The sequence below is a fragment of the Pseudomonas sp. C 49-2 genome (assembly GCF_003970195.1).
GTDB classification, from domain to species: domain Bacteria; phylum Pseudomonadota; class Gammaproteobacteria; order Pseudomonadales; family Pseudomonadaceae; genus Aquipseudomonas; species Aquipseudomonas canadensis.
Map to the genome: position 1 here is coordinate 41,217 of NZ_RXYG01000021.1, position 21,456 is coordinate 62,672.

The window sequence follows — 21,456 nt, forward strand, 5'->3', positions numbered from 1 at the left end:
CATGCGCGGTATCAACCTCTCCGAACTGGCGGTCAAACATCGCGCGGTCACCCTGTTCCTGATCATCGCGATCCTCGCCGCCGGGATCTTCTCCTTCGGCAAACTGGGACGCGCGGAAGACCCCTCCTTCACCGTCAAAGTGATGACCATCACCGCCGCCTGGCCCGGCGCCACTGCCCAGGAAATGCAGGAACAGGTGGCCGACCGCCTGGAAAAACGCTTGCAGGAACTGGACTACTACGACCGCGTCGAGACCATCGCCCAACCCGGTTTCGTGTCGATGCGCATGACCTACAAGGAATCCACGCGCCCCAGCGAAATCCAGGACCTGTTCTACCAGACCCGTAAAAAGCTCAGTGATGAAGCCGCGAAGCTGCCCAAGGGTGTGATCGGGCCATTCTTCAACGATGAATATTCCGATGTGTATTTCGCGCTGTACGCTCTGGAAGCCGAACACCTGCCTCATCGGCAACAGGTGCAGATGGCCGAAGACCTGCGCCAGGGTTTGCTCAACCTGCCGGGGGTGAAGAAGGTCAATATCCTTGGCGAACAGGCGCAGCGGGTGTTTGTGGAGTTTTCCTACGAGCGCCTGGCAACCCTGGGCATCAAGCCGGATCAGATTTTTGCTGCATTGGCCGCACAAAACGCCGTGGCGCCGTCGGGTTTCGTCGAGACCGCCGGGGCCCGCGCTTACATCCGCATCGACGGTGCGTTCGATAGCCTGTCGCTGATCGAAAACGTGCCGCTGGAAGTCAATGGCCGCGTGTTGCGCATCGCCGATGTAGCCACCGTCATCCGAGGCTATGAAGACCCGCCCAGCTACCGCATCCGTCACCAGGGCGACCCCGCGTTGATGCTAGGCGTGATCATGGAGAAACACTGGAACGGCCTGGAACTGGACAAGAGCCTCAAGGCCCAGGAAGCCAGGATCCAGGCCGATTTGCCGCTGGGCGTGAACTTCGCCAAGGTCTCCGACCAGGCGAAGAACATCAGCCTGGCAGTGAATGAGTTCATGCTGAAATTCTTCGTCGCCCTCGCGGTGGTGATGGTGATCAGCCTGTTGGCCCTGGGTTTCCGTGTGGGCCTGGTGGTGGCAGCAGCGGTGCCGCTGACCTTGTCGGTGGTGTTTGTGATCATGCTGCTGACCGGGCGTGAATTCGACCGCATCACCCTCGGCGCGCTGATCATTTCCCTGGGTTTGCTGGTGGATGACGCGATCATCGCCATCGAGATGATGGTAGTGAAGCTCGAGGAAGGTTTCGACCGTATTCACGCCGCCACCTTTGCCTGGAGTTCCACGGCGGCGCCGATGCTGACCGGCACGCTGGTCACCATCATCGGCTTTCTGCCGGTGGGGTTTGCCCGCTCCGGTGCCGGGGAATATGCCGGCAACATCTTCTGGATCGTTGGCTTTGCGCTGATCTCGTCCTGGCTGGTGGCCGTGGTGTTCACGCCGTATCTGGGCGTGAAACTGCTGCCGCAGATCAAGCCGGTGCCTGGCGGCCATGACGCAATCTATGCCGGGCGTTACTACCAGAAGCTGCGGGCATTGGTCGAAGCGTGTGTTCGCGGGCGTTGGCTGGTCACCGGCCTGGTGGTGGCGGCGTTTGTGCTGTGCGTGCTGGGCATGGGCGTGGTGAAGAAGCAGTTCTTCCCCAATTCCGACCGTTCCGAGCTGATTCTTGAGGTGTACATGCCGCCCGGCAGCGCTTTCAAAAGCACCGAAGCGGTGGCCGCGCAGTTGGAAAAAGCCCTGCTGCAAGAACCGCAAACCACAATCGTCGACACCTATGTGGGCGGCGGCGCACCGCGTTTCTTCCTGTCGCTGAACCCCGAACTGCCGGACCCGGCGTTTGCCAAGCTGATCGTGCAGACCCCGGACTCCCACGCTCGCGACGCCTTGAAACTGCGCATGCGTGAACGCATTGCCGCCGGTGAGTTTCCTGCGGCGCGGGTGCGCGTGACGCAGTTGCTGTTCGGTCCGCCCGTGCCGTTCCCCGTGGTGTTCCGTGTGTCCGGCCCTGACGTGGACGTGCTGCGCGGGGTCTCCGAAGACGTGCGCAAAGTCGTCGCCGCCAACAAGCTGACCAAGGACGCCTTCCTCGATTGGGGCGAGCGCACCAGCGGCTATCGCCTGGTATTGGATCAAGACCGCCTGCGCCTGCTGGGTTTCACCCCCAATGAGGTCAAGTCCCAGCTCAATGCCTTGCTCAGCGGCAATCCGATCACCGAAGTGCGTGAAGGCAACCGCACCGTCTCCGTCGTCGCCCGTGCCCAGGGCAGCCAACGTGAAGACCTCGGCAACCTCAACAACATGACCCTGACCAACAGCGCCGGCACCTCAGTGCCATTGGCCCAGGTCGGGCATTTCCAGGCGGTGATGGAAGAACCGATCCTCAAGCGCCGCAACCGCGCGACCACCGTGGAAGTGCGCGCCGACATCATCGACGGCGTGCAACCGCCCGACGTGGAAATGGCCGTGTACAAAGACCTGCAACCGCTGATCGCCAAGCTGCCCGCCGGTTACCAGATCGACATCGGCGGCCCGGTGGAAGAAAGCGCCAAGGCCAACGTCGCCCTGGCCGCGCTGTTCCCGATCATGATCCTGCTGACACTTACGGTGATCATGTTCCAGGTACGCTCATTCGGCGTGATGTTCATGGTCTTCGCCACGGCGCCGCTGGGTTTGATCGGCGCGGTGCCGACCTTGCTGCTGTTCAACCAGCCGTTCGGCTTCAACGCGATCCTGGGCTTGATCGGGATTGGCGGGATCTTGATGCGCAACACACTGATCTTTACCGACCAGATCCGCCAGAACCAGGAGCACGGCATGGCGATTCGAGAGGCCATCGTCGAAGCCACGGTGCGGCGTGCAAGGCCGGTGATCCTCACGGCATTGGCGGCGGCGCTGGCGTTTATTCCGCTGACGTTGTCGGTGTTCTGGTCGTCCCTCGCCTATGTGCTGATTGGCGGGGTGTTGGTGGGGACGGTGTTGACGCTACTGTTCTTGCCGGCGATGTGCAGTCTGGTGCTGGGGCGAACGCGCACAAAAACTGCTGAAACCTCCCACGTAACAGCGAGATAAGCTCTACAGATATCACCTGAAAACCTCTGCAAAGTCCCTCGACTGATCACACAGTGCGAGGGATTGCAGATGGATTTTCTATTGAGTGCGTTGGCTTTCTGGGCATCAGCCGCAGGGAGTCGGCGCCGGAGTCCCCTGTGGTGAGCGAGCTTGCTCGCGCAGCGGCCCCAATCCAGGCGATGGGGATTTCAGGCAAATCGGCATCGACTGTTCTAGGTCTGCTACGCAGCCCAGCGCAGGGCAAGCCTGCTCACCACACCTGCTCACAACAACAGGATGTCAATCACCGGAAAATCACCGCTTCGACAACTCCATAATCATCCGACTAAGCAAATAAACCCGCGGCACCACACTCTCCACCTCCGCATACTCCTCCGGCGTATGAATATTCCCGCCAACAATTCCAAACCCATCCAACGTCGGCGTCCCAACCCCAGCCGACAGACTCGCATCCGCCGCCCCGCCGCTGCCTTCAATGGTCAGCGTCTTACCCAACTCCGCATAAATCCCCTGGGCGATCGCGACCAGTTTGTCCGACTCCGGCGTTTGCGGCATCGGTGGCAACCCACGCTGCAGGCTGGTCTTCACTTCGGTCTCCGGGATGAGCTTGTTCGCCGAGACCCGCGCAAGGTCTTTCTCGATGCGATCAAACTCTTCCGGCAATGCCGCACGCACGTCGGCCTTCGCAGTGGCCTGGTCAGGAATGACGTTGGTACGGTCCCCCGCCTTGATCACCGTAAAGTTGATGGTGGTTTTCTTCTCCTCATCCCCTAGCTTGCCCAGTTGCAGGATCTGGTGCGCGGCCTCCATGGCGGCATTACGGCCAAGTTCCGGGGCGACGCCGGCGTGGGCGGCTTTGCCTTTGACTTCGACCACGGCGGTGGCGCTGCCTTTGCGCCACACCACGAGGCCGTCGGCGGGGCGGCCGGGTTCGAGGTTGAGGGTGACGTCGTGGCCCTTGGCGGTTTTGCGGATGAGGTCGGAGGCGGCATCGGAGCCGGTTTCCTCGCTGGCATCGAGCAGGAAGGTGATCTGCGCGTAGTCCTTGAAGCCCTGGTCCTTGAGGACTTTGAGCGCATAGATGCCGGCGACGATGCCGCCCTTGTCATCCATCACGCCGGGACCGTAGGCGCGGCCGTCCTTGATGTGGAACGGGCGTTCGGCGGCCGAGCCTTCCTTGAACACCGTGTCCATGTGGGCCATCAGCAGGATCTTGGCTTTGCCGGTGCCCTTGAGGGTGGCGACCACGTGGCTGTTGTTGGCCGCTTTGTCCGGCACCAACTCAATGGAGAAACCCAGCTGTTTCAGCTCACCCACGGCAATGTCGCGCACTTGGGTCAGGCCCGGTTCATAGCCTGAGCCCGAGTCGATATTCACCAGGCGCTCCAGCAGTTTCAGGGCCTCGGCCTTGTACTGTTCGGATTGCGCCTGGATCTGTTTATGGGGTTCGGCGCTATAGGCCGGCAGGGCGAAGGACAGGGCCAGGGTGGCGGCCAGGAGGGTACGGGGGAAGGTGAAGAGCATGAACCGATCCTTGTTTTTGTTGAAAGGTGCCGCCACACCCTACTCCACTAGATCGATCGCAACCAACTCCCCTGTACCGAGCTGACACGGTTGCGCCCGCTGCTCTTGGCCTCGTACAACGCCTGGTCGGCATCGTTCAGCCACTGGGTGGAGTCGGCATGGCTCGGTTGATACGGCGCCAGGCCGATGCTCAAGCTGGCGCGCAAGGTCGGGTCCTGGGCGTAGGCCAGGGCGTTGAAGCGGTCACGCAGGGCATCCATCACTTCAGTGGCGCGGTTGAGCGGCATGTCGGGCAGGATCACACAGAACTCGTCGCCACCGTAACGCCCGGCCAGGTCGGTGGCACGCAGGTTCTGGCGCAGCACTTTGCTGAGCTGGCGCAGGACGATATCGCCGGTGACATGGCCGTAGGTGTCGTTGATGGTCTTGAAGTGGTCGATGTCGATCAACGCGATGGCGGCGCCGGCAGGACCTCGGCGGCAGCGCTGGAACTCGATTTCCAGATGGTCCTTCCAGGCGCCATGGTTGAGCAGGCCGGACAGGCTGTCGGTGCGGCTCAGGGCCAGCAGTTCGCGCTTGTGCCGCGCCAGTGTCACCGCCTGGCGATAACAGATCCAGCCCAACGCCAGCGGATACAGCATCAGGATTGGCAGGCAAGCATAGAGTTGCCCCTGAGAGGTGACGGCGATGAATGCGGGTGCAAAGATCAGTAACGCGGTGCCGATACCCAGCGCCTGCGCCACCCACCCTGCCAGCATGAAGCGCGGACCGCCGATGGCCACGTTGTTCATCGTCATCATCGACAAGGTAGTCACGCTGGGCAGCGGATTGAAGTGCATGGCACCCACCCAGAACCCACCGCAAAAGGAATCGAACAACAGGTTGCGCCGCTCGCTGCGCAGAGCGTTGGTGCTGCGCAGCGTCAACTGAAAAGCCAGATGCGGCCAGGCAAAGGCGTTGATCACCATCCAGGCCCACACCCATCCAGCGGGATCCAGGGGATACATCCCGAACACCACACAGACAAAACCGAGCGTCAGCCCAAGGGTACGGGATTTGTACAGCCGTGAAGCGAGCGGAAGTCCGGTGCCCTCTGCAGCTGACATGGTGAGGTGAGATCCTGGAGGAATGCCTGGAGTCTAACAGGGCAACGGCAGATCGCCACTACCGCTCATAAGCTCACTCCTCAGTGGGCAAAACCCCGCGCCAGCATCAGTGCTACGCCCAACAGCAACAGGGCCGTGATCCGCTGCAACACCACCCGGCGCTTGGGGTTTTCCAACACATGCTTGATGCGCTGGCCGAAGTAGCAATACAGGCAGCCGCTAGCGAATTGCAGCAACAGGAATGTCAGCCCGAGGATGGCAATGTCCATCGTCGAACTGTGCTCTCCTGTCCCGGCGAACTGCGGGAATACCGCGCTGAACATGATGAGGGTCTTGGGGTTGGAAAAACCGGTCAGCAAGCCCTTGCCGAACAGGTTGCGCGCCGCTTCCACATGGCCGATCCGTTCGATCACCACGCCGCTGCTGGTCCACTGTTTGTAGGCGAGGTGCAGGATGTACGCCACGCCGACCACCTGGATCACTTGGGTGATCACCGGATAGCCTTTGATCAATTCGGAAAAGCCCACGGCAAAGATCAGGATCGAAATCAGGTACGACACACTGGCGCCGATTTGTGCCGGGATCGAACGGCGCAGCCCGTCACGCACGCCCAGGCTCAACAGCAGCAGGGTCATGGGGCCTGGGCTGAACGTCATGGTGGCGCAAAACAGCAGGAAATACAGGAACGAGGAAAGGGTTAACGCACTTGTCATGGCCGGGGACCTTGAGGATAGAGCCCGCAGTCTAGGCAGCTGGCATTGCGCAAGGCAGGTAAAGTGATGCCTAATCCGCCCTGACTTTACCGGTAAAATCACCAGCAAAGATAAGGAAATCACGTGTTCGTATCGGCCATCGCCTTTGTAGAAGGCACCCCCAAGGTGCAACAGATCGTCGAGGCGTTCAGCCAGGCCATCGAAAACGGCGAATGGGCGCCCGGCAGCAAGTTGCCGTCGGTACGCGAACTGACCGAGACCCTGGGCGTGAGCAAGTTCACCCTCAATGAGGCCCTCGACCGCCTGCGCGGCCGCAACCTGCTTACCTCCAGCCAGGGCCGTGGTTATTTCGTGGCGATGGAGACCGTGCGTCCGCCCGCCGCGAACTGGGTGGACCTGCTGCCTCAAGACCTGCTCAGCGTATTGCGCCGCCCCTTGGCCGCGGCCAACGGCGACCTGCGCCCTGGCGGCGGCCACCTGCCGGAATCCTGGCTGGACAGCGAAGCCCTGCGCCAGACCTTGCGCAGCGTGGTGCGGGCGCCGTCACTGCGCATCGCCAGCCTGGGCACACCGGCCGGGTTGCTGCCGTTGCGCCAGGCCCTGCAACAGAAGCTGCATGGCGAGGGCCTGTCGGTGTCCGTGGAACAGATCATCACCACCCCCAACACCGTGCAAGGCCTGGACATGCTGATGCGCCTGCTGGCACGTCCCGGCGATACGGTCCTGCTCGATGCACCCTGTTATTTCAACTTCCACGCCAACCTGGCCCTGCACGGGGTCAAGGTGGTGACGATCCCGCGGCGCCCCGACGGTTTTGACTTCACGGCCCTCGAACACCTGCTGGCCGAGCATCGCCCCCGCCTGTACCTGACCACCAGCGTGTTGCACAACCCCACCGGCCACTCCTTCAGCCCCGGCCAGGCGTTCCGCCTGCTGCAACTGACCCAGCAGTACCACTGCCATATCGTCGAGGACGACCTCTACGGCGACCTGCACCCCAACCCGCCACCGCGCCTGGCCGCCCTCGCCGGCCTGGACCAGGTCACCTACCTGTCGGGCTTTTCCAAAATCCTCAGCGCCAACGCCCGCGTCAGCTTCGTGGTGGCCGCGCCGCAACTGGCGGCCAACCTCACCAACATGAAGCTGATGAGCGGCGGCGTGACGTCCGAACTGTTCGAGCAAGTCGTGTACCGCATGCTCAGCGAAGGCAGCTACGCCAAGCACCGCAAGCGCATGGTGCAGCGCTTGATGGAAGCCGGTGGACGCGTGGAGCAATGGCTCAAGCGTTGCGGCTGTGAACTGCCGATGGGTTACGAAGGCGGGATGTTTATCTGGGCGCGCCTGCCGCCTGGGGTCAACGGCGAACTGTTGGCCCAGGCGGCATTAAAACAGGGCATGGTGCTGGCGCCCGGCGCGCTGTTTGGCTATGACCCGGCGCAGCGTGACTCGATGCGTTTCAACGTGGCCCACAGTGATGAGGCAAAGGTCCAGCGGTTGTTCGAAACGCTGCTGGGCAAGGCTTCGCACGCCCTTTGACTGATGAACATAGCCTGTCGCACCCGCCATTTTGCATCGTCGTGTATCTGCTTATCGCCAGATACACTGGAATACAAAGGGTACAAGGCAAGGGCGTCGCCAATGGCTAGACTGCGCCCCAATGAGTATTTAACGAGGAAGGCAGCATGGATCATGTCGATCACATCCTGATCGTCGATGACGACCGGGAGATCCGCGAACTGGTAGGCAACTACCTGAAGAAAAACGGCATGCGCACCACCGTGGTCGCCGACGGCCGCCAGATGCGCAGCTTCCTCGACACCACTCCCGTGGACCTGATCGTGCTGGACATCATGATGCCCGGTGACGACGGCCTGCAGCTGTGCCGCGAACTGCGGGTGGGCAAGCACAAGGCCACTCCGGTACTGATGCTCACCGCGCGCAACGATGAAACCGACCGCATCATCGGCCTGGAAATGGGCGCCGATGACTACCTGGTCAAACCCTTCGCCGCCCGTGAATTGCTGGCGCGGATCAACGCCGTGTTGCGCCGCACACGGATGCTACCGCCGAACCTGGTGGTCAGCGAAACCGGACGGCTGATCCGTTTCGGCCGCTGGCGCCTGGACACCACCGCCCGCCACCTGCTTGACGAGGACGACACCCTGGTGGCCTTGAGCGGTGCCGAATATCGCTTGCTGCGGGTGTTCCTCGACCACCCCCAACGCGTGCTCAACCGCGACCAGTTGCTCAACCTGACCCAAGGCCGCGATGCCGACCTGTTCGACCGCTCCATCGACCTGCTGGTGAGCCGCCTGCGTCAACGCCTGCTGGATGATGCCCGCGAACCGGCCTACATCAAGACCGTGCGCAGCGAGGGTTACGTGTTCTCGCTGCCGGTGGAAATCCTCGGGGCCAAGCAATGAGTCCAAGGTTTCGCTGGCCGCGCACCCTGGCGTCGCAACTGTCGCTGATCTTCCTGATCAGCCTGCTGTGTGCCCATGGCTTGTCCTTCAGTGCGCAGTTCTACGAGCGCTACATCAGTGCGCGCACTGCCATGCTGGGCAACCTGGAAAACGATGTGTCCACCTCGGTGGCGATCCTCGACCGACTGCCGGTCAACGAACGGGCCAGCTGGTTGCCGCGTCTCGACCGGCAGAACTACCGCTACCTGCTGAACGCCGGTATGACCGGCGAACCGATGAGCAGCGATGATGTGCCCATGGCCGCCACCTCCATCGCAGACGCGCTGGGCGAACACTACGCGCTGACCTTCCGCGACATTCCCGGCATGCAGAAACACTTCCAGGCGCACCTGACCCTGGCCGATGGTAGCCCGATCACGATCGACGTACGCCCCGCCGCCCTGCCCGTCGCCTACTGGCTTCCGGTGGTGCTGGTGTTACAACTGGCACTGTTGCTGGGCTGCACCTGGATCGCCGTGCGCCTGGCCATCCGCCCACTGACCCGCCTGGCTCGCGCCGTGGAAACCCTCGACCCCAACGCCCACCCCACGCCGTTGGACGAAAAAGGCCCCACCGAAGTCGCCCACGCCGCGGCCGCGTTCAACGAGATGCAAAAACGCATCGCCGAGTACCTCAAGGAACGCATGCAGATCCTGGCGGCGATTTCCCATGACCTGCAAACCCCGATCACCCGCATGAAACTGCGCGCCGAGCTCATGGAGGACTGCGCCGAACGCGACAAGCTCTGGAGCGACCTGGGCGAAATGGAACACCTGGTGCGCGAAGGCGTGGCCTATGCGCGCAGCGTCCACGGCGCGACCGAAACCAGCCACCGGATCAATCTCGACGCCTTCCTCGACAGCCTGGTGTTCGACTACCAGGATATGCACAAACAGGTCAGCCTCACGGGTAAAAGCGCCGTCGTGTTCGACACGCGCCCCCACGCCTTGCGCCGGGTGCTGGTGAATCTGGTGGACAACGCTTTGAAGTTTGCAGGCAGTGCCGAATTGGAAGTGGGCTCGACGGCGGACGGGGAATTGTCGATCAAGGTATTGGATCGTGGCCCGGGGATTGCCGAAGACGAACTGGTTCAGGTGATGCAGCCATTCTACCGCGTCGAAAGTTCACGCAATCGCGGAACCGGCGGCACCGGACTGGGGTTGGCGATTGCACAACAACTGGCCGTGGCGATAGGCGGTTCGCTGACCTTGAGCAATCGGCCGCAAGGTGGGTTGTGTGCCGAGATACGCTTGGGGCTTTAAGCCAAGGAGACCGGTGTTGCCGACGCATGCGGACGGTGCACAGATGCAAATTATTGATATACAGCCAAACTCATGATTAAACATTTTAATAATTAGGTTAGAACCAATCGGCATTTTACAGCCCCGGTCCCGCCACCTACTTTGGAGGCGAATAACCGACCCCCTGCCCGGTGGAGGTGTCACTCACGCATGACACAAGGACAGACCATGAGCATTGAATTCATCGGCTACATTGGCGGCCATCACGCTTCCGAAATCCATCCGCGCAGCGGCCCTACCCTGCAACCCGACTACGTAGAGACCGTGGCCCGCGCCCACGAAGACGCCGGCTTCGACCGCGCACTGGTGGCCTTCCACTCCAACAGCCCGGACAGCACACTGATCGCCTCCCACGCCGCCAGCGTGACCCAAAAACTTCAATTCTTAATCGCCCACCGTCCCGGTTTCGCCCAGCCCACCTTGGCTGCGCGCCAGTTCGCCACCCTGGATGTGTTCAACGGTGGGCGCACGGCCGTGCATATCATCACCGGCGGCGACGACCGCGAACTGCGCGCCGACGGCAGCCACATCGGCAAGGACGAACGCTACGCCCGCACCGACGAATACCTGAGCGTGGTGCGCCAGGAATGGACCAGCGAACAGCCTTTTGACTTCAAGGGCACCTACTATCAGGTCGAAGGCGCGCACTCCACGGTGAAGTCGCCGCAACAGCCGCATATCCCGCTGTATTTTGGTGGTTCGTCCAAAGCCGCGATCGAAGTGGCAGGCAAACACGCCGATGTGTATGCGCTGTGGGGCGAAACCTACGAACAAGTGCGCGAGATAGTGAATCTGGTGCGTGCCGAAGCGGCCAAGCATGGACGCACCATTCGCTTCAGCCTGTCGCTGCGGCCGATCCTTGCCGAGACCGAAGCACTGGCGTGGGCACGGGCCGAGCGCATCTTGCAGCAGGCGACCGAGCTGGCAGAGAAAAATGGTTTTGTGCGGCGCGAACCGCCGAATGAAGGCTCGCGCCGGTTGCTCGCAGCGGCGGCGCAGGGGTCGCGCCTGGATAAGCGCTTGTGGACGGGGATTGCGGGGTTGCTCGGTGCACAGGGTAACTCCACCTCGCTGGTAGGCACCGCTGAGCAAGTCGCAGAGGCGTTGGTGGATTACTACGATCTGGGGATCACCACGTTCCTGATCCGTGGGTTTGATCCGTTGAATGATGCCATCGACTATGGCAAGCGCCTGATTCCCCTCACTCGCCAACTGATCGCTGAACGCGAGCAGGCCCAGCAAGTGGCTTGATCCCCAGGGGAGTTGGTTAGCCAACTCCCCCACTGAAGATTCAGTTCTTGTAGTCGGTATCACTGCGCTCCAACTGCCGGATCAACGCATTCCAATGCCGCGCCACACCCGGACCGTCCCCACTGGCAAACACCTTCGCCTGCTGCTCGACCTTCTCCACCACCTCCCTCGGAGGGAAGATCAACTCCGCATTCCCCGCCGCCTGCGCCGCGACCTGGATATTGCACGCACGCTCCAACTGCTGCAGTTGCTGGAACGCATGCTCGACACTGACGCCTGCGGTCAACAACCCATGATTACGCAGAATCATCACGCTCTTGTCTCCCAGGTCCGCGACCAGGCGCTCACGCTCGTCCAGGTCCAGGGCTACGCCTTCATACCCGTGGTACGCCACCCGCCCGGAGAAACCAATGGAGTGCTGTGAAATCGGCAGCAGCCCATCCTTCTGTGCCGACACCGCTATACCGTCACGGGTGTGGGTGTGCAGCACCGCTTGCAGGTCGTGGCGCGCACCGTGGATGGCGCTGTGGATCACATAGCCGGCGTAGTTGATGCCCAGGCCGGTAGGGTCGTCGACGATGGTGCCATCGAGGTCGACCTTGACCAGGTTGGACGCGCTGATTTCATCGAACAACAACCCAAAGGCATTGATCAGGAAATGCTCGTCGGGGCCCGGTACACGGGCGGAGAAGTGGGTGTAGATGTGGTCGGTCCACTTGTACAAGGCCGCCAGGCGATAGGCGGCGGCCAGTTTGACGCGCACTTCCCATTCTTCCGGAGTGACGCGCTGGCGAACATTAGTGGAAACGCTGGAAATCGAGGTGACGCTGCTCATGGCAAAACTTCCTGGATGGCCTTAAGGACTTCCAGGCAAGCCTAGGGGATGCAAAAAAATAATAAAAAGCACATTTTAATCTAAGCTAATTATTATTTTTTTTCATATCAAGCTGCATCCTTGATCTTGTGCAACGAGGCCGCGACCCACTTGCCAAACGCATCCACCGGCCCCTGCAGGTTACCCAAGAAGTGCGGATAGATCAGCCACAGGTCCATCACCGGCTTGAAATCCTTGAGCGGCACCACCGCTAGATGCTCACGATGGGCGCTGCGCTCCAGCAACGGGCGTGGCACCAGGCCAAGGCCCAGGCCGTCCGCCACCAAGCCCAATTGCAGCTCAGTGCCAAAAGTCTCCAGGTTCACCCGCAATGCCAGCCCTTGGTCGGACAAGGTCCGCTGCAAGCCTGCGCGGAAACCGCAACCGTCCGGGTTGAGAATCCAGCCGTTCTGGTACACATCCGCCAGCTTGCAGGGCTTCTTCGGCAGTTGGGCCTTGGCACACACCACCACCAGTTCCATCTTGCCGATGGACTCGCCGATGATGTTGTCCGGGAAGATCTTGCCCGCCGGGAACAACGCCGCAGCCGCATCCAACTCGCCGCGCTCGATCTTGCCGACCAATTGGCTGCCCCAGCCCGTGGCGACCTGGGCGCGCAGGTCCGGGTATTCGGTACGCAGGAGCTTGAGCGCATCCAGCAGCACCACATCGCCAATGGTCTGCGGTACACCCAGGCGCAGCACGCCGGTGGGTGGTGCGTCGGTGGCCACCAGCTCACGCAGGGCATCCATCTCGCGCAGGATCAGCCGGCACTGCTCGTAGACGCGGGTACCGATCAGCGTAGGCTTGAGGGGTTTGGTATTACGGTCGAAGAGCTCCACGCCCAGCGCCTGCTCGAAGTTCTGCACACGGCGGGTAATGGCCGGTTGGGTCAGTTGCAACGACTCAGCGGCATGGCTAATGGACTGGCAACGAATCACTTCGACAAAGGCATCGATATCGTCAATTTTCATTTGGGCCGCACATAGAGAACAGTCATTAAGATGTGTGCGAAGCATAGTTGCAGGAAAGCTATCTGGATAGTCCGCGCTGTGATCGATAACGTCTAACGCTATTCAGACCGGTTCTAAATTACCTTCAGCTATAAGCTAATCATTAAAAAATAGCATATTAACTATAAACATTATGCTTAGATAAACCCATCACCACCGACCACACCATGGAATTGTCATGACCCAGGCCAAGCACCCCGAAAGACTCAGAGCCTTCATCGGCGCCCTGGCGGAATTGATCGACGGCAATCCACGCGAAGGCGACCTGTTGCACCGGGGCGGCAAACTGCTGGCGCAACTGGTCAGCCATGATGACTGGCTCCCCGATGCGTTCGCCCAGCCCGATCCCGAGCGTTATCAGCAATTTTTGCTGCACGCCGACTCGCGCCAGCGCTTCAGCATCGTCAGTTTTGTGTGGGGGCCGGGCCAAAGCACGCCGATTCATGACCATCGGGTGTGGGGCCTGATCGGCATGCTGCGCGGTGCCGAATTTTCCCAAGGCTTCGAGCGCGCGCCGGATGGCCGCCTGGTGGCTGAAGGCAAACCGATCCAGTTGGTGCCGGGCCAGGTTGAAGCCGTGTCGCCCAAGGTCGGTGACATCCACCAAGTCAGCAATGCCCACAGCGACCAGGTGTCCATCAGCATCCATGTGTACGGCGCCAACATCGGTGCGGTGCGCCGGGCGGTGTACCAGCCCGACGGCAGCGAAAAACTGTTTATCTCCGGTTATTCCAACGCCTTCCTCCCGAATATCTGGGATTTGTCCAAAGAAAAGAGCCCTGCCCTATGACCACCGCATCCACCCGCAGCTTTGCCCAGCTTCGCCAGGCCCTGTTGGACCATCAAGAAGTCGCCCTGATCGACGTGCGCGAAGAGGCGCCGTTTGCCGAATCCCACCCGCTGTTCGCCGCGAACATACCGCTGTCCAAACTGGAACTGGAGGTGTATTCACGCATTCCACGGCGTGACACCCAGGTCACCGTCTACGACAACGGCGAAGGCCTGGCGGCCCGTGCTGTCGAGCGTCTGATCGCCTTGGGCTACACACAGGTCAGCCTGCTTGAAGGCGGGTTGGACGGTTGGCGCAAGGCCGGTGGCGAGCTGTTCATCGACGTGAACGTGCCGAGCAAGGCGTTTGGTGAACTGGTGGAAAGCGAGCGGCACACACCGTCACTGGCCGCTGAAGAAGTACAGGCCCTGCTCGACAGCCAGGCCGATGTGGTGGTGCTCGACGCGCGGCGTTTCGACGAATACCAGACCATGAGTATTCCAACCGGCATCAGCGTGCCCGGTGCCGAGCTGGTGTTGCGCGCCCGCGAGCTGGCGCCGGACCCGGCCACCCGCATCATCGTCAACTGCGCCGGGCGCACCCGCAGCATTATCGGCACCCAGTCGCTGATCAATGCCGGCGTGGCCAACCCGGTGTCGGCGCTACGCAACGGCACCATTGGCTGGACCCTGGCCGGGCAGAAACTTGCCCACGGCCAGTCGCGCCGTTTTGCGCCGACCTCGGAAGAGCATCGCCAGGTCGCCGCCGCCGATGCCCGGCGGGTTGCCGACAAGGCCCGCGTGGGCCGCGCCACCCTGGCCGATCTGCACGCCTGGCAGCAGGAACCGACGCGTACCACCTACCTGTTCGATGTGCGCACGCCGGAAGAATTCGAAGCGGGGCATCTGCCGGGCGCGCGCTCCACGCCAGGCGGTCAGTTGGTGCAGGAGACCGACCACGTCGCCAGTGTGCGTGGCGCGCGACTGGTACTCGCGGATGACGACGGCGTGCGCGCCAACATGTCCGCCTCCTGGCTGGCCCAGTTGGGTTGGGAAGTTTACGTACTGGATAACCTGCAACCCACGCACTTCAGCGAGAAAGGCGCCTGGATCGCGCCGGTGCCGACGCCCGCCCAAGCCGAGCTGATCAATCCGCACACCCTCGCCGACTGGCTCAGCCATGGCGACACCGTGGTGCTGGACTTCACCGCCAGCGCCAACTACGTGAAACGTCACATCCCCGGTGCCTGGTGGGCGCTGCGTGCACAGCTACCCCAGGCCCTGGCCAAAGTGCCTGCCGCTCAACGCTACGTGCTGACCTGCGGCAGCAGCCAATTGGCGCGCCTGGCGGTGGCGGAAGTCGAAGCCATCACCGGCAAGCAGGTGTTCCTGTTACAGGACGGCACCGCCGGCTGGATCAACGCGCAACTGCCGCTGGAAGAAGGTGAAACTCACTTGGCCTCACCGCGCATCGACCGCTACCGCCGCCCGTACGAAGGCACCGACAACCCCAAGGAAGCCATGCAGGCCTATCTGGACTGGGAATTCGGCCTGGTCGACCAACTGGCGCGCGACGGCACCCATGGTTTCTATGTGATCTGACGGTATGCCCTTGCCGGGCCTTCACAACAGCCGACCCCTTCTCCAGGCGGAGGCGACTGCAACCTAACCCTTAGCCTGGAGCCTCTCTTATGCGTCTGACCCTGCCCCTCCTGCTGATCGCTCTACTATCGGGCATCACCTACGCCGACGACCTGCAACCCTTGCGGGTCGCCAATCAGAAATCCACCATCAAGGCGCTGCTGGAAGCCTCCGGCGAATCGAAAAACGTGCCCTACGAAATCCGCTGGTCGGAGTTCCCTTCGGCCTCGCCCCTGGGTGAAGCCTTGAACGCCGGGGCCGTGGACATCGGCGCCCTCGGTGACGCGCCCTACGTGTTCGCCCTGGGGGCCGGTGCGTCGCTCAAGGTGGTCAGCATCATTCACTCCGAAGGGCGTAACACCACCGCCCTGGTGGTGCCCAAGGATTCACCGATCAAGACTGTCGCCGACCTCAAGGGTAAGAAGATTGTCACCGGGCGTGGCTCCATCGGCCATTACCTGGCGATCAAGGCCCTGGCCACCGCCGGGCTGACCTCCCAGGACGTGCAGTTCATTTTCCTGCTGCCGAGCGAGTCGCGCCTGGTGCTGGACAACGGCACCGCCGACGCCTGGGCCACTTGGGACCCGTACACCACCGTGGTCACCTCGCAAAGCCAGGCCCGCGTGCTGATCAGCGGCAACAAGCTGCTAAGCAATCACCTGTACCTCGCCGCCACCAGCCAGGCCATCGCCGACAAGCGCCCGCAACTGGATGACTTTGTCGCCCGTCTCGACCGCGCCTATGCCTGGGCCAACGTGCACCCCAATGAATACGCGGCCGCCCAGGCCAAGATCACCGGCCTGCCGCTGGCAGTGCATGTGGAAGTCGCCAAGGACACCCACCTGACACCGGTCGCCATCGACGACGCGGTCATCAGCGGCCTGCAAGCGACCGCCGACACCTACCAGAAAGAAGGCCTGCTGCTCACGCATATCGACGTGTCACAGGGCTTCGACAAGAGCTTCAACGCCAAGCGTGCCCCCCTTTCCCAAGCCTCGCGCTAATAGGAGCAGAACATGAGCAAGCCACGTCAATTCAAACCACGCCATTTAAAATTGGGTGCAATGGTCCACGGCGTCGGTCACGGCTGGGGCGAATGGCGACACCCGAACGCCCAACCCAACGCCAGCACCAGCTTTGGCTTCTACAAACAGCAGACTGAACTGGCCGAAGCCGCCAAGTTCGACTTCGTGTTCATCGCCGACAGCCTGCATATCCACGCCAAATCCAGCCCGCATTACCTCAACCGTTTCGAGCCGCTGACCATCCTCTCGGCGCTCGCGGCAATCACCACGAACATCGGCCTGGTGGCGACCGTGACCGTCAGCTACACCGAGCCCTACCAGGTGGCGCGCCAGTTCTCGTCCCTGGACCATATCAGCGACGGCCGCGCCGGCTGGAACGTGGTCACCTCCTGGTTGAGCGGCACCGCCGACAACTTCGGCAAAGCCGAGCATCCGCCCCATGCCGTGCGCTACCGCATCGCCAAGGAACACGTGAACGCGGTCAGGGGCCTATGGGATTCCTGGGAAGACGACGCCTTTGCCTACAACAAGCAATCCGGCGAATTTTTCACCCCGAGCAAGCTGCATGCGCTGAACCACAAGGGCGAGTTCTTCTCGGTGAAAGGCCCACTGAACATCGCGCGTTCGCGTCAGGGCCAGCCAGTGATTTTCCAGGCGGGCACCTCCGAAGATGGACGCAACTTCGCCGCAGAAAACTCCGACGCGATCTTTGTGCATGTGGACAGCATCGAGGAAGGCCTGGCCTATTCCCAAGACCTGAAGCGCCGCGCCAAAGGGTTTGGCCGCGACGCCGACAGCCTGTCGATTTTGCCGGGTATCCGCCCGATTGTTGGCCGCGATGAGGCCGAAGTGGAAAGCCGCTATCAGCAGGCCGTGGACCTGGTCACCGTGGAAGATGCAATCGTCGCCCTCGGCCGCCCATTCAACGACCACGATTTTAGTCAATACCCGCTGGACGCACCCTTCCCCGAACTCGGTGACCTGGGTTCCAATAGCCAGAAAGGCGGTTCCGACCGCATCAAGCAATTGGCCAAGGACGAAGGCCTGACATTGCGTGAAGTGGCCCTGCGTTTTTCGCGGCCAAAACGTGATTTTGTCGGCACCCCGGAGCAAGTCGCTGACGCGATCCAGACCTGGTTCGAAACCGGCGCCAGCGATGGTTTCATCATCAATTCGGTACTGCCGGATGGCTTGCAGTATTTCACCGAACTGGTGGTGCCGGTGCTGCAGCAACGCGGCCTGTTCCGCACCGAATACAGCGGCCAAACGCTACGCGACAACCTGGGCCTGGACGTGCCGGCCAACCGCTACAGCGTCGCCGTCGAGGTTGAAGCGCAGCAGCAGGCGCTGGCATGAGCCAATCCTCGCACCCTTCCCTACGCTCCGTGGAAGTCGCCCATTTCGACGCCCTGCTCGAACGCCTCACCACCGAGCTGGCCAGCACCGCACACGTCTATGACGAGAGCGGCGCCTTCCCCCATGCCAACTTCCAGTTGCTGCACCAACATGGCCTGGTCGCCCTCACCGTGCCCAAGGCCCTGGGCGGCGGCGGCGCGAGCCTGCCCCAGGCTCGCAAGGCGATCAGTGCGATCGCCAAGGGCGAGCCGTCCACCGCGCTGATCCTGGTGATGCAGTACCTGCAACACACGCGCCTGCAAGACAGCAAAACCTGGCCGCCACACCTGCGCGCACAAGTGGCGGAAGACGCCGTGCGCAACGGCGCCTTGATCAACGCCCTGCGCGTCGAACCCGACCTTGGCACCCCGGCCCGTGGCGGGCTGCCGGCGACCACCGCCGTACGCACCGCGGAGGGCTGGCGCATCAGCGGCCGCAAGATCTACTCCACCGGCAGCCACGGCCTGAGCTGGTTCAGCGTGTGGGGCCGCAGTGACGATGCCGACCCACTGGTAGGCGCCTGGCTGGTGCCCAAGGACAGTCCCGGCGTGTCCATCATCGACACCTGGGACCACCTGGGCATGCGTGCTACCTGCAGCCATGAAGTGGTGCTCGACAACGTGCTGGTGCCGCTGGACCACGCCGTCAGCGTAAGCCCCTGGAGCGCCCCGTCGCCGGAGCTGGATGGCGAAGGTTTCCTGTGGATGTCGGTGCTGTTGTCCTCGGTATACGACGCCGTGGCCCAGGCTGCGCGGGACTGGCTGGTGAACTGGCTGGAAGAACGCGCGCCGTCCAACCTCGGCGCTGCGCTGTCGACCTTGCCGCGTTTCCAGGAAACCGTCGGCCATATCGACACCCTACTGTTCGCCAACCGCAGCCTGCTTGATGCTGCCGCCGAAGGCCACACCCCGGCCGCCCATGCGGCGCAGTTGAAGTACCTGGTGACCCACAACGCGATCCGCGCCGTGGAGCTGGCCATCGAAGCCTCGGGCAACCCCGGCCTGTCGCGCCATAGCCCGTTGCAACGGCATTACCGCGACGTGCTGTGCAGCCGCGTGCATACCCCGCAGAACGACGCCGTATTGCAAGGCGTCGGCAAAGCCGTCTTCGCCCAACGCCAGAAGGAACGCACATGAGTCAGGTGATTGTCGCCAGCCAGCTGGACGAAGATTTCAATGAAGTGATTCGCGAGCGCTTGGCAAAGATCCATCCCGACGCCCAGGTGATCGACGTCCCCGTTGGCGTACCGAGCGACCTGCCGCCCCAGGCGAATATCCTGCTGCTGCGCCCGATCAACGTGCGCGGCTACACCGCGCCGGACACGCCGCCACCGGGTTGGCCTTACGGCGCGCAATGGGTGCATCTGGTGTCGTCGGGCATCGATTTCTACCCGCAATGGCTGTTCAACGGCCCGCCGGTGACCACCTCCCGTGGCAGTGCCGCTGACAACCTGGCCGAGTTTGCCTTGGCCGCGATCTTTGCCGCCGCCAAGCATTTGCCGGACATCTGGGTAAAGGATTCGCAGTGGAATTTCACCGCGTTGCGCCCGCTGAAGGGCACCACATTGGGCATCCTGGGGTTTGGTGCGATAGGCGAACGCCTCGCGCAAAAAGCCCTGGCCCTGGGGATCAAGGTCGTAGCGTTGCGCCAAAGCCAGGCGCCGTTCAGCGCGGGCGTGGACGCCGCCAAGGACATCCACGACCTGTTCGCCCGCGCCGATCACCTGGTGGTGGCGGCACCGCTGACCGAGTCCACGCGGCAGCTCATCAACCGTGACGTGCTGGGTAGCGCCAAGCCGGGGCTGCACCTGATCAATATTGCGCGGGGTGGGTTGCTGGATCAGGAGGCGCTGCTGGAAGCGCTGGACAATGGGCGGATAGGCCTGGCATCGCTGGATGTGACCGAGCCGGAGCCGTTGCCGGACGGGCATCCGCTGTATACCCATCCGCGTGTGCAGCTATCTCCGCATACCTCGGCCATTTCGACCAACAGCAAGGAAGAAATTGCCGATACGTTTTTGGCGAATCTGGCGCGGTATGTAGCCAATGTCGAACTCTACAACCGCGCCAATTGATCGCCGTCTACTTGATGCGGTAATGGAAAGTATTGCGCACAGCCGGCACCGGCACGGGTTTTCCATCGACGATCCTCGGCTGGTAGCGGAAGGTATTCGCCGCCGCCAGTGAAGGCCGCATGAACAGTGGATGGCAGCCGTCCAGCACCTTGGGGTTTTCTACACGCCCTTGGGTGTTGACGGTGTACTCCACTGAACAATCGCCTTCGATGTTTTTGTCCAGGGCACGCTCCGGATAGTCCGGCGCCTCTTTGCTCAAGGGTTGGTACTGACGGCTATCGAAGGCCGGCGCGGCGACCGGTGCTGCAGGGCGCGCACGTTCAGCGGCGAGGCGCTCCTGGGCCAGACGCTGCTGCTCCAGCTCGCGGTTGCGCTGTTCAGTGACCAGGCGCTCCTGTTGCTGCTCCAGCTTCTTTTCCTCGACCCGCTTGCGCGCCAATGCGGCTTTTTCCAGTTTTTGTGCCTGGATCTGTGGATCGATCACCGGTTTCGCCGGCACGGGAGCGACCACAGGCTCCGGCGCAGGCGCTGCGACGGCCACCGGCTCAGGCACGGGAGCGGGCGTCGGCGGCACCATCACCAACTGGGTATGCATCACCCTCGGCGTTTCCACCTGCGGCTTATCTGTCGACCCACCCAGCATCAACACCGCCAGCACGCCTACATGCAGCGCCACCGCGAGGCTGGCCGCCACGCTGTTTCTCCAGAACCCGGAAGGCCCCCCAGGCCCCACTGCGAGCATCGGACTGTGCATGATCATTGCCGTCATTGCGGGGCCTCGGTCACCAACCCCAGATTGCTGACACCGCCCTTCTGCAACACCGCCATGGCTGCCACGACCCGGCCGTAGCCAGCGCTGTCGTCGGCGCGGATATACACCTGGGTATCGCTGCGCGCCGCCACCACCTGCATGACCTTGACGCCCATTTCATCCAGGGTCACGGCGCTGTCGGTCTGGTGCGTGGTATCGAGTTCGCCGCCCAGGTTCCAGTAGTAGCCGCCGTCAGCCTTCACCGACAGCGTGAGGATCTGCTGGCGCGTATCGGTGGCCAGTGCCTCGGCGGCGACTTTGGGCAGCTCGATTTTTACGCCTTGGGTCAGCATCGGCGCGGTGACCATGAAGATCACCAGCAGCACCAGCATCACGTCGATGTAGGGCACCACGTTCATCTCGGCCTTGGGCCCGTGCTTGCGTTGCGGCCTGGTCAACATCGGTTTGCTCCT

The 21,456-nt window shown here is 62.3% G+C and carries 18 protein-coding genes; 11 read left to right on the plus strand and 7 right to left on the minus strand.

The genetic code is table 11. The features are described 5' to 3' along the window. Nucleotide 1 precedes the first annotated feature (1 nt). On the plus strand, nucleotides 2-3,085 hold the full coding sequence (locus EJ576_RS27405; protein ID WP_126571580.1) for an efflux RND transporter permease subunit: 3,084 nt from the start codon (nucleotides 2-4) through the stop codon (nucleotides 3,083-3,085). A gap of 294 nt (nucleotides 3,086-3,379) precedes the next feature. Here the strand turns inward: EJ576_RS27405 and EJ576_RS27410 are convergent, their stop codons facing one another. The 3 genes from EJ576_RS27410 to EJ576_RS27420 form a co-directional block, all read right to left on the minus strand. Continuing rightward, complete coding sequence (locus tag EJ576_RS27410; protein WP_126571581.1) at nucleotides 3,380-4,609, minus strand: M20/M25/M40 family metallo-hydrolase; 1,230 nt, start codon at nucleotides 4,607-4,609, stop codon at nucleotides 3,380-3,382. A 47-nt stretch (nucleotides 4,610-4,656) separates the two neighbouring features. Further along, nucleotides 4,657-5,715, minus strand: a complete 1,059-nt coding sequence (locus tag EJ576_RS27415) for a diguanylate cyclase (RefSeq protein ID WP_126571582.1) — start codon at nucleotides 5,713-5,715, stop codon at nucleotides 4,657-4,659. Nucleotides 5,716-5,795: 80 nt separating this feature from the next. Then, nucleotides 5,796-6,428 carry a LysE family translocator gene (locus EJ576_RS27420; protein WP_122728832.1) on the minus strand — a complete coding sequence of 211 codons (633 nt, stop codon included), beginning with the start codon at nucleotides 6,426-6,428 and terminating at the stop codon, nucleotides 5,796-5,798. Between the two features lie 123 nt (nucleotides 6,429-6,551). On the opposite strand from EJ576_RS27420, the gene EJ576_RS27425 reads away from it, so the two are divergent. The 4 genes from EJ576_RS27425 (at nucleotide 6,552) to EJ576_RS27440 (ending at nucleotide 11,442) form a co-directional block, all read left to right on the plus strand. Continuing rightward, nucleotides 6,552-7,964, plus strand: coding sequence for a PLP-dependent aminotransferase family protein (locus tag EJ576_RS27425; protein ID WP_122728834.1), 1,413 nt, complete (start codon nucleotides 6,552-6,554; stop codon nucleotides 7,962-7,964). Between the two features lie 146 nt (nucleotides 7,965-8,110). After that, nucleotides 8,111-8,851, plus strand: coding sequence for a response regulator (locus EJ576_RS27430; protein ID WP_122728836.1), 741 nt, complete (start codon nucleotides 8,111-8,113; stop codon nucleotides 8,849-8,851). Then, nucleotides 8,848-10,152 carry an ATP-binding protein gene (locus tag EJ576_RS27435; protein ID WP_123478567.1) on the plus strand — a complete coding sequence of 435 codons (1,305 nt, stop codon included), beginning with the start codon at nucleotides 8,848-8,850 and terminating at the stop codon, nucleotides 10,150-10,152. The genes EJ576_RS27430 and EJ576_RS27435 overlap by 4 nt, the downstream gene beginning before the upstream one ends. A gap of 207 nt (nucleotides 10,153-10,359) precedes the next feature. After that, a complete protein-coding gene (locus tag EJ576_RS27440) occupies nucleotides 10,360-11,442 on the plus strand; it encodes an LLM class flavin-dependent oxidoreductase (RefSeq protein WP_123478566.1) in 1,083 nt (360 codons plus the stop codon). A 40-nt stretch (nucleotides 11,443-11,482) separates the two neighbouring features. Here EJ576_RS27440 and EJ576_RS27445 read toward each other — a convergent pair whose 3' ends face one another. Together EJ576_RS27445 and EJ576_RS27450 are read right to left on the minus strand one after the other, a co-directional pair. Beyond that, nucleotides 11,483-12,277, minus strand: coding sequence for a class II aldolase/adducin family protein (locus EJ576_RS27445; protein WP_038846144.1), 795 nt, complete (start codon nucleotides 12,275-12,277; stop codon nucleotides 11,483-11,485). Between the two features lie 107 nt (nucleotides 12,278-12,384). Beyond that, nucleotides 12,385-13,290, minus strand: coding sequence for a LysR family transcriptional regulator (locus tag EJ576_RS27450; RefSeq protein ID WP_123478564.1), 906 nt, complete (start codon nucleotides 13,288-13,290; stop codon nucleotides 12,385-12,387). A gap of 217 nt (nucleotides 13,291-13,507) precedes the next feature. On the opposite strand from EJ576_RS27450, the gene EJ576_RS27455 reads away from it, so the two are divergent. The 6 genes from EJ576_RS27455 to EJ576_RS27480 all read left to right on the plus strand — a co-directional run bounded on the left by EJ576_RS27455 (nucleotide 13,508) and on the right by EJ576_RS27480 (nucleotide 20,232). Continuing rightward, complete coding sequence (locus EJ576_RS27455) at nucleotides 13,508-14,119, plus strand: cysteine dioxygenase (RefSeq protein ID WP_033897171.1); 612 nt, start codon at nucleotides 13,508-13,510, stop codon at nucleotides 14,117-14,119. Further along, on the plus strand, nucleotides 14,116-15,699 hold the full coding sequence (locus EJ576_RS27460) for a rhodanese-related sulfurtransferase (protein ID WP_126571583.1): 1,584 nt from the start codon (nucleotides 14,116-14,118) through the stop codon (nucleotides 15,697-15,699). Before EJ576_RS27455 ends, EJ576_RS27460 begins: the two co-directional genes overlap by 4 nt. Before the next feature lie 89 nt (nucleotides 15,700-15,788). Next, on the plus strand, nucleotides 15,789-16,742 hold the full coding sequence (locus EJ576_RS27465) for an ABC transporter substrate-binding protein (protein ID WP_028616637.1): 954 nt from the start codon (nucleotides 15,789-15,791) through the stop codon (nucleotides 16,740-16,742). A gap of 12 nt (nucleotides 16,743-16,754) precedes the next feature. Continuing rightward, nucleotides 16,755-18,119, plus strand: a complete 1,365-nt coding sequence (locus EJ576_RS27470; RefSeq protein WP_126571584.1) for an LLM class flavin-dependent oxidoreductase — start codon at nucleotides 16,755-16,757, stop codon at nucleotides 18,117-18,119. Then, nucleotides 18,116-19,294, plus strand: coding sequence for an acyl-CoA dehydrogenase family protein (locus tag EJ576_RS27475; protein ID WP_126571585.1), 1,179 nt, complete (start codon nucleotides 18,116-18,118; stop codon nucleotides 19,292-19,294). Before EJ576_RS27470 ends, EJ576_RS27475 begins: the two co-directional genes overlap by 4 nt. Next, on the plus strand, nucleotides 19,291-20,232 hold the full coding sequence (locus EJ576_RS27480; protein ID WP_126571586.1) for a D-isomer specific 2-hydroxyacid dehydrogenase family protein: 942 nt from the start codon (nucleotides 19,291-19,293) through the stop codon (nucleotides 20,230-20,232). The genes EJ576_RS27475 and EJ576_RS27480 overlap by 4 nt, the downstream gene beginning before the upstream one ends. A 7-nt stretch (nucleotides 20,233-20,239) precedes the next feature. Here the strand turns inward: EJ576_RS27480 and EJ576_RS27485 are convergent, their stop codons facing one another. Further along, nucleotides 20,240-21,001: an energy transducer TonB gene (locus EJ576_RS27485; protein WP_126571587.1), complete on the minus strand. Its 762-nt coding sequence runs from the start codon at nucleotides 20,999-21,001 to the stop codon at nucleotides 20,240-20,242. Continuing rightward, nucleotides 20,998-21,444, minus strand: coding sequence for a protein TolR (gene tolR, locus EJ576_RS27490; RefSeq protein ID WP_028616642.1), 447 nt, complete (start codon nucleotides 21,442-21,444; stop codon nucleotides 20,998-21,000). The genes EJ576_RS27485 and tolR overlap by 4 nt, the downstream gene beginning before the upstream one ends. Between the last annotated feature and the right edge of the window lie 12 nt (nucleotides 21,445-21,456).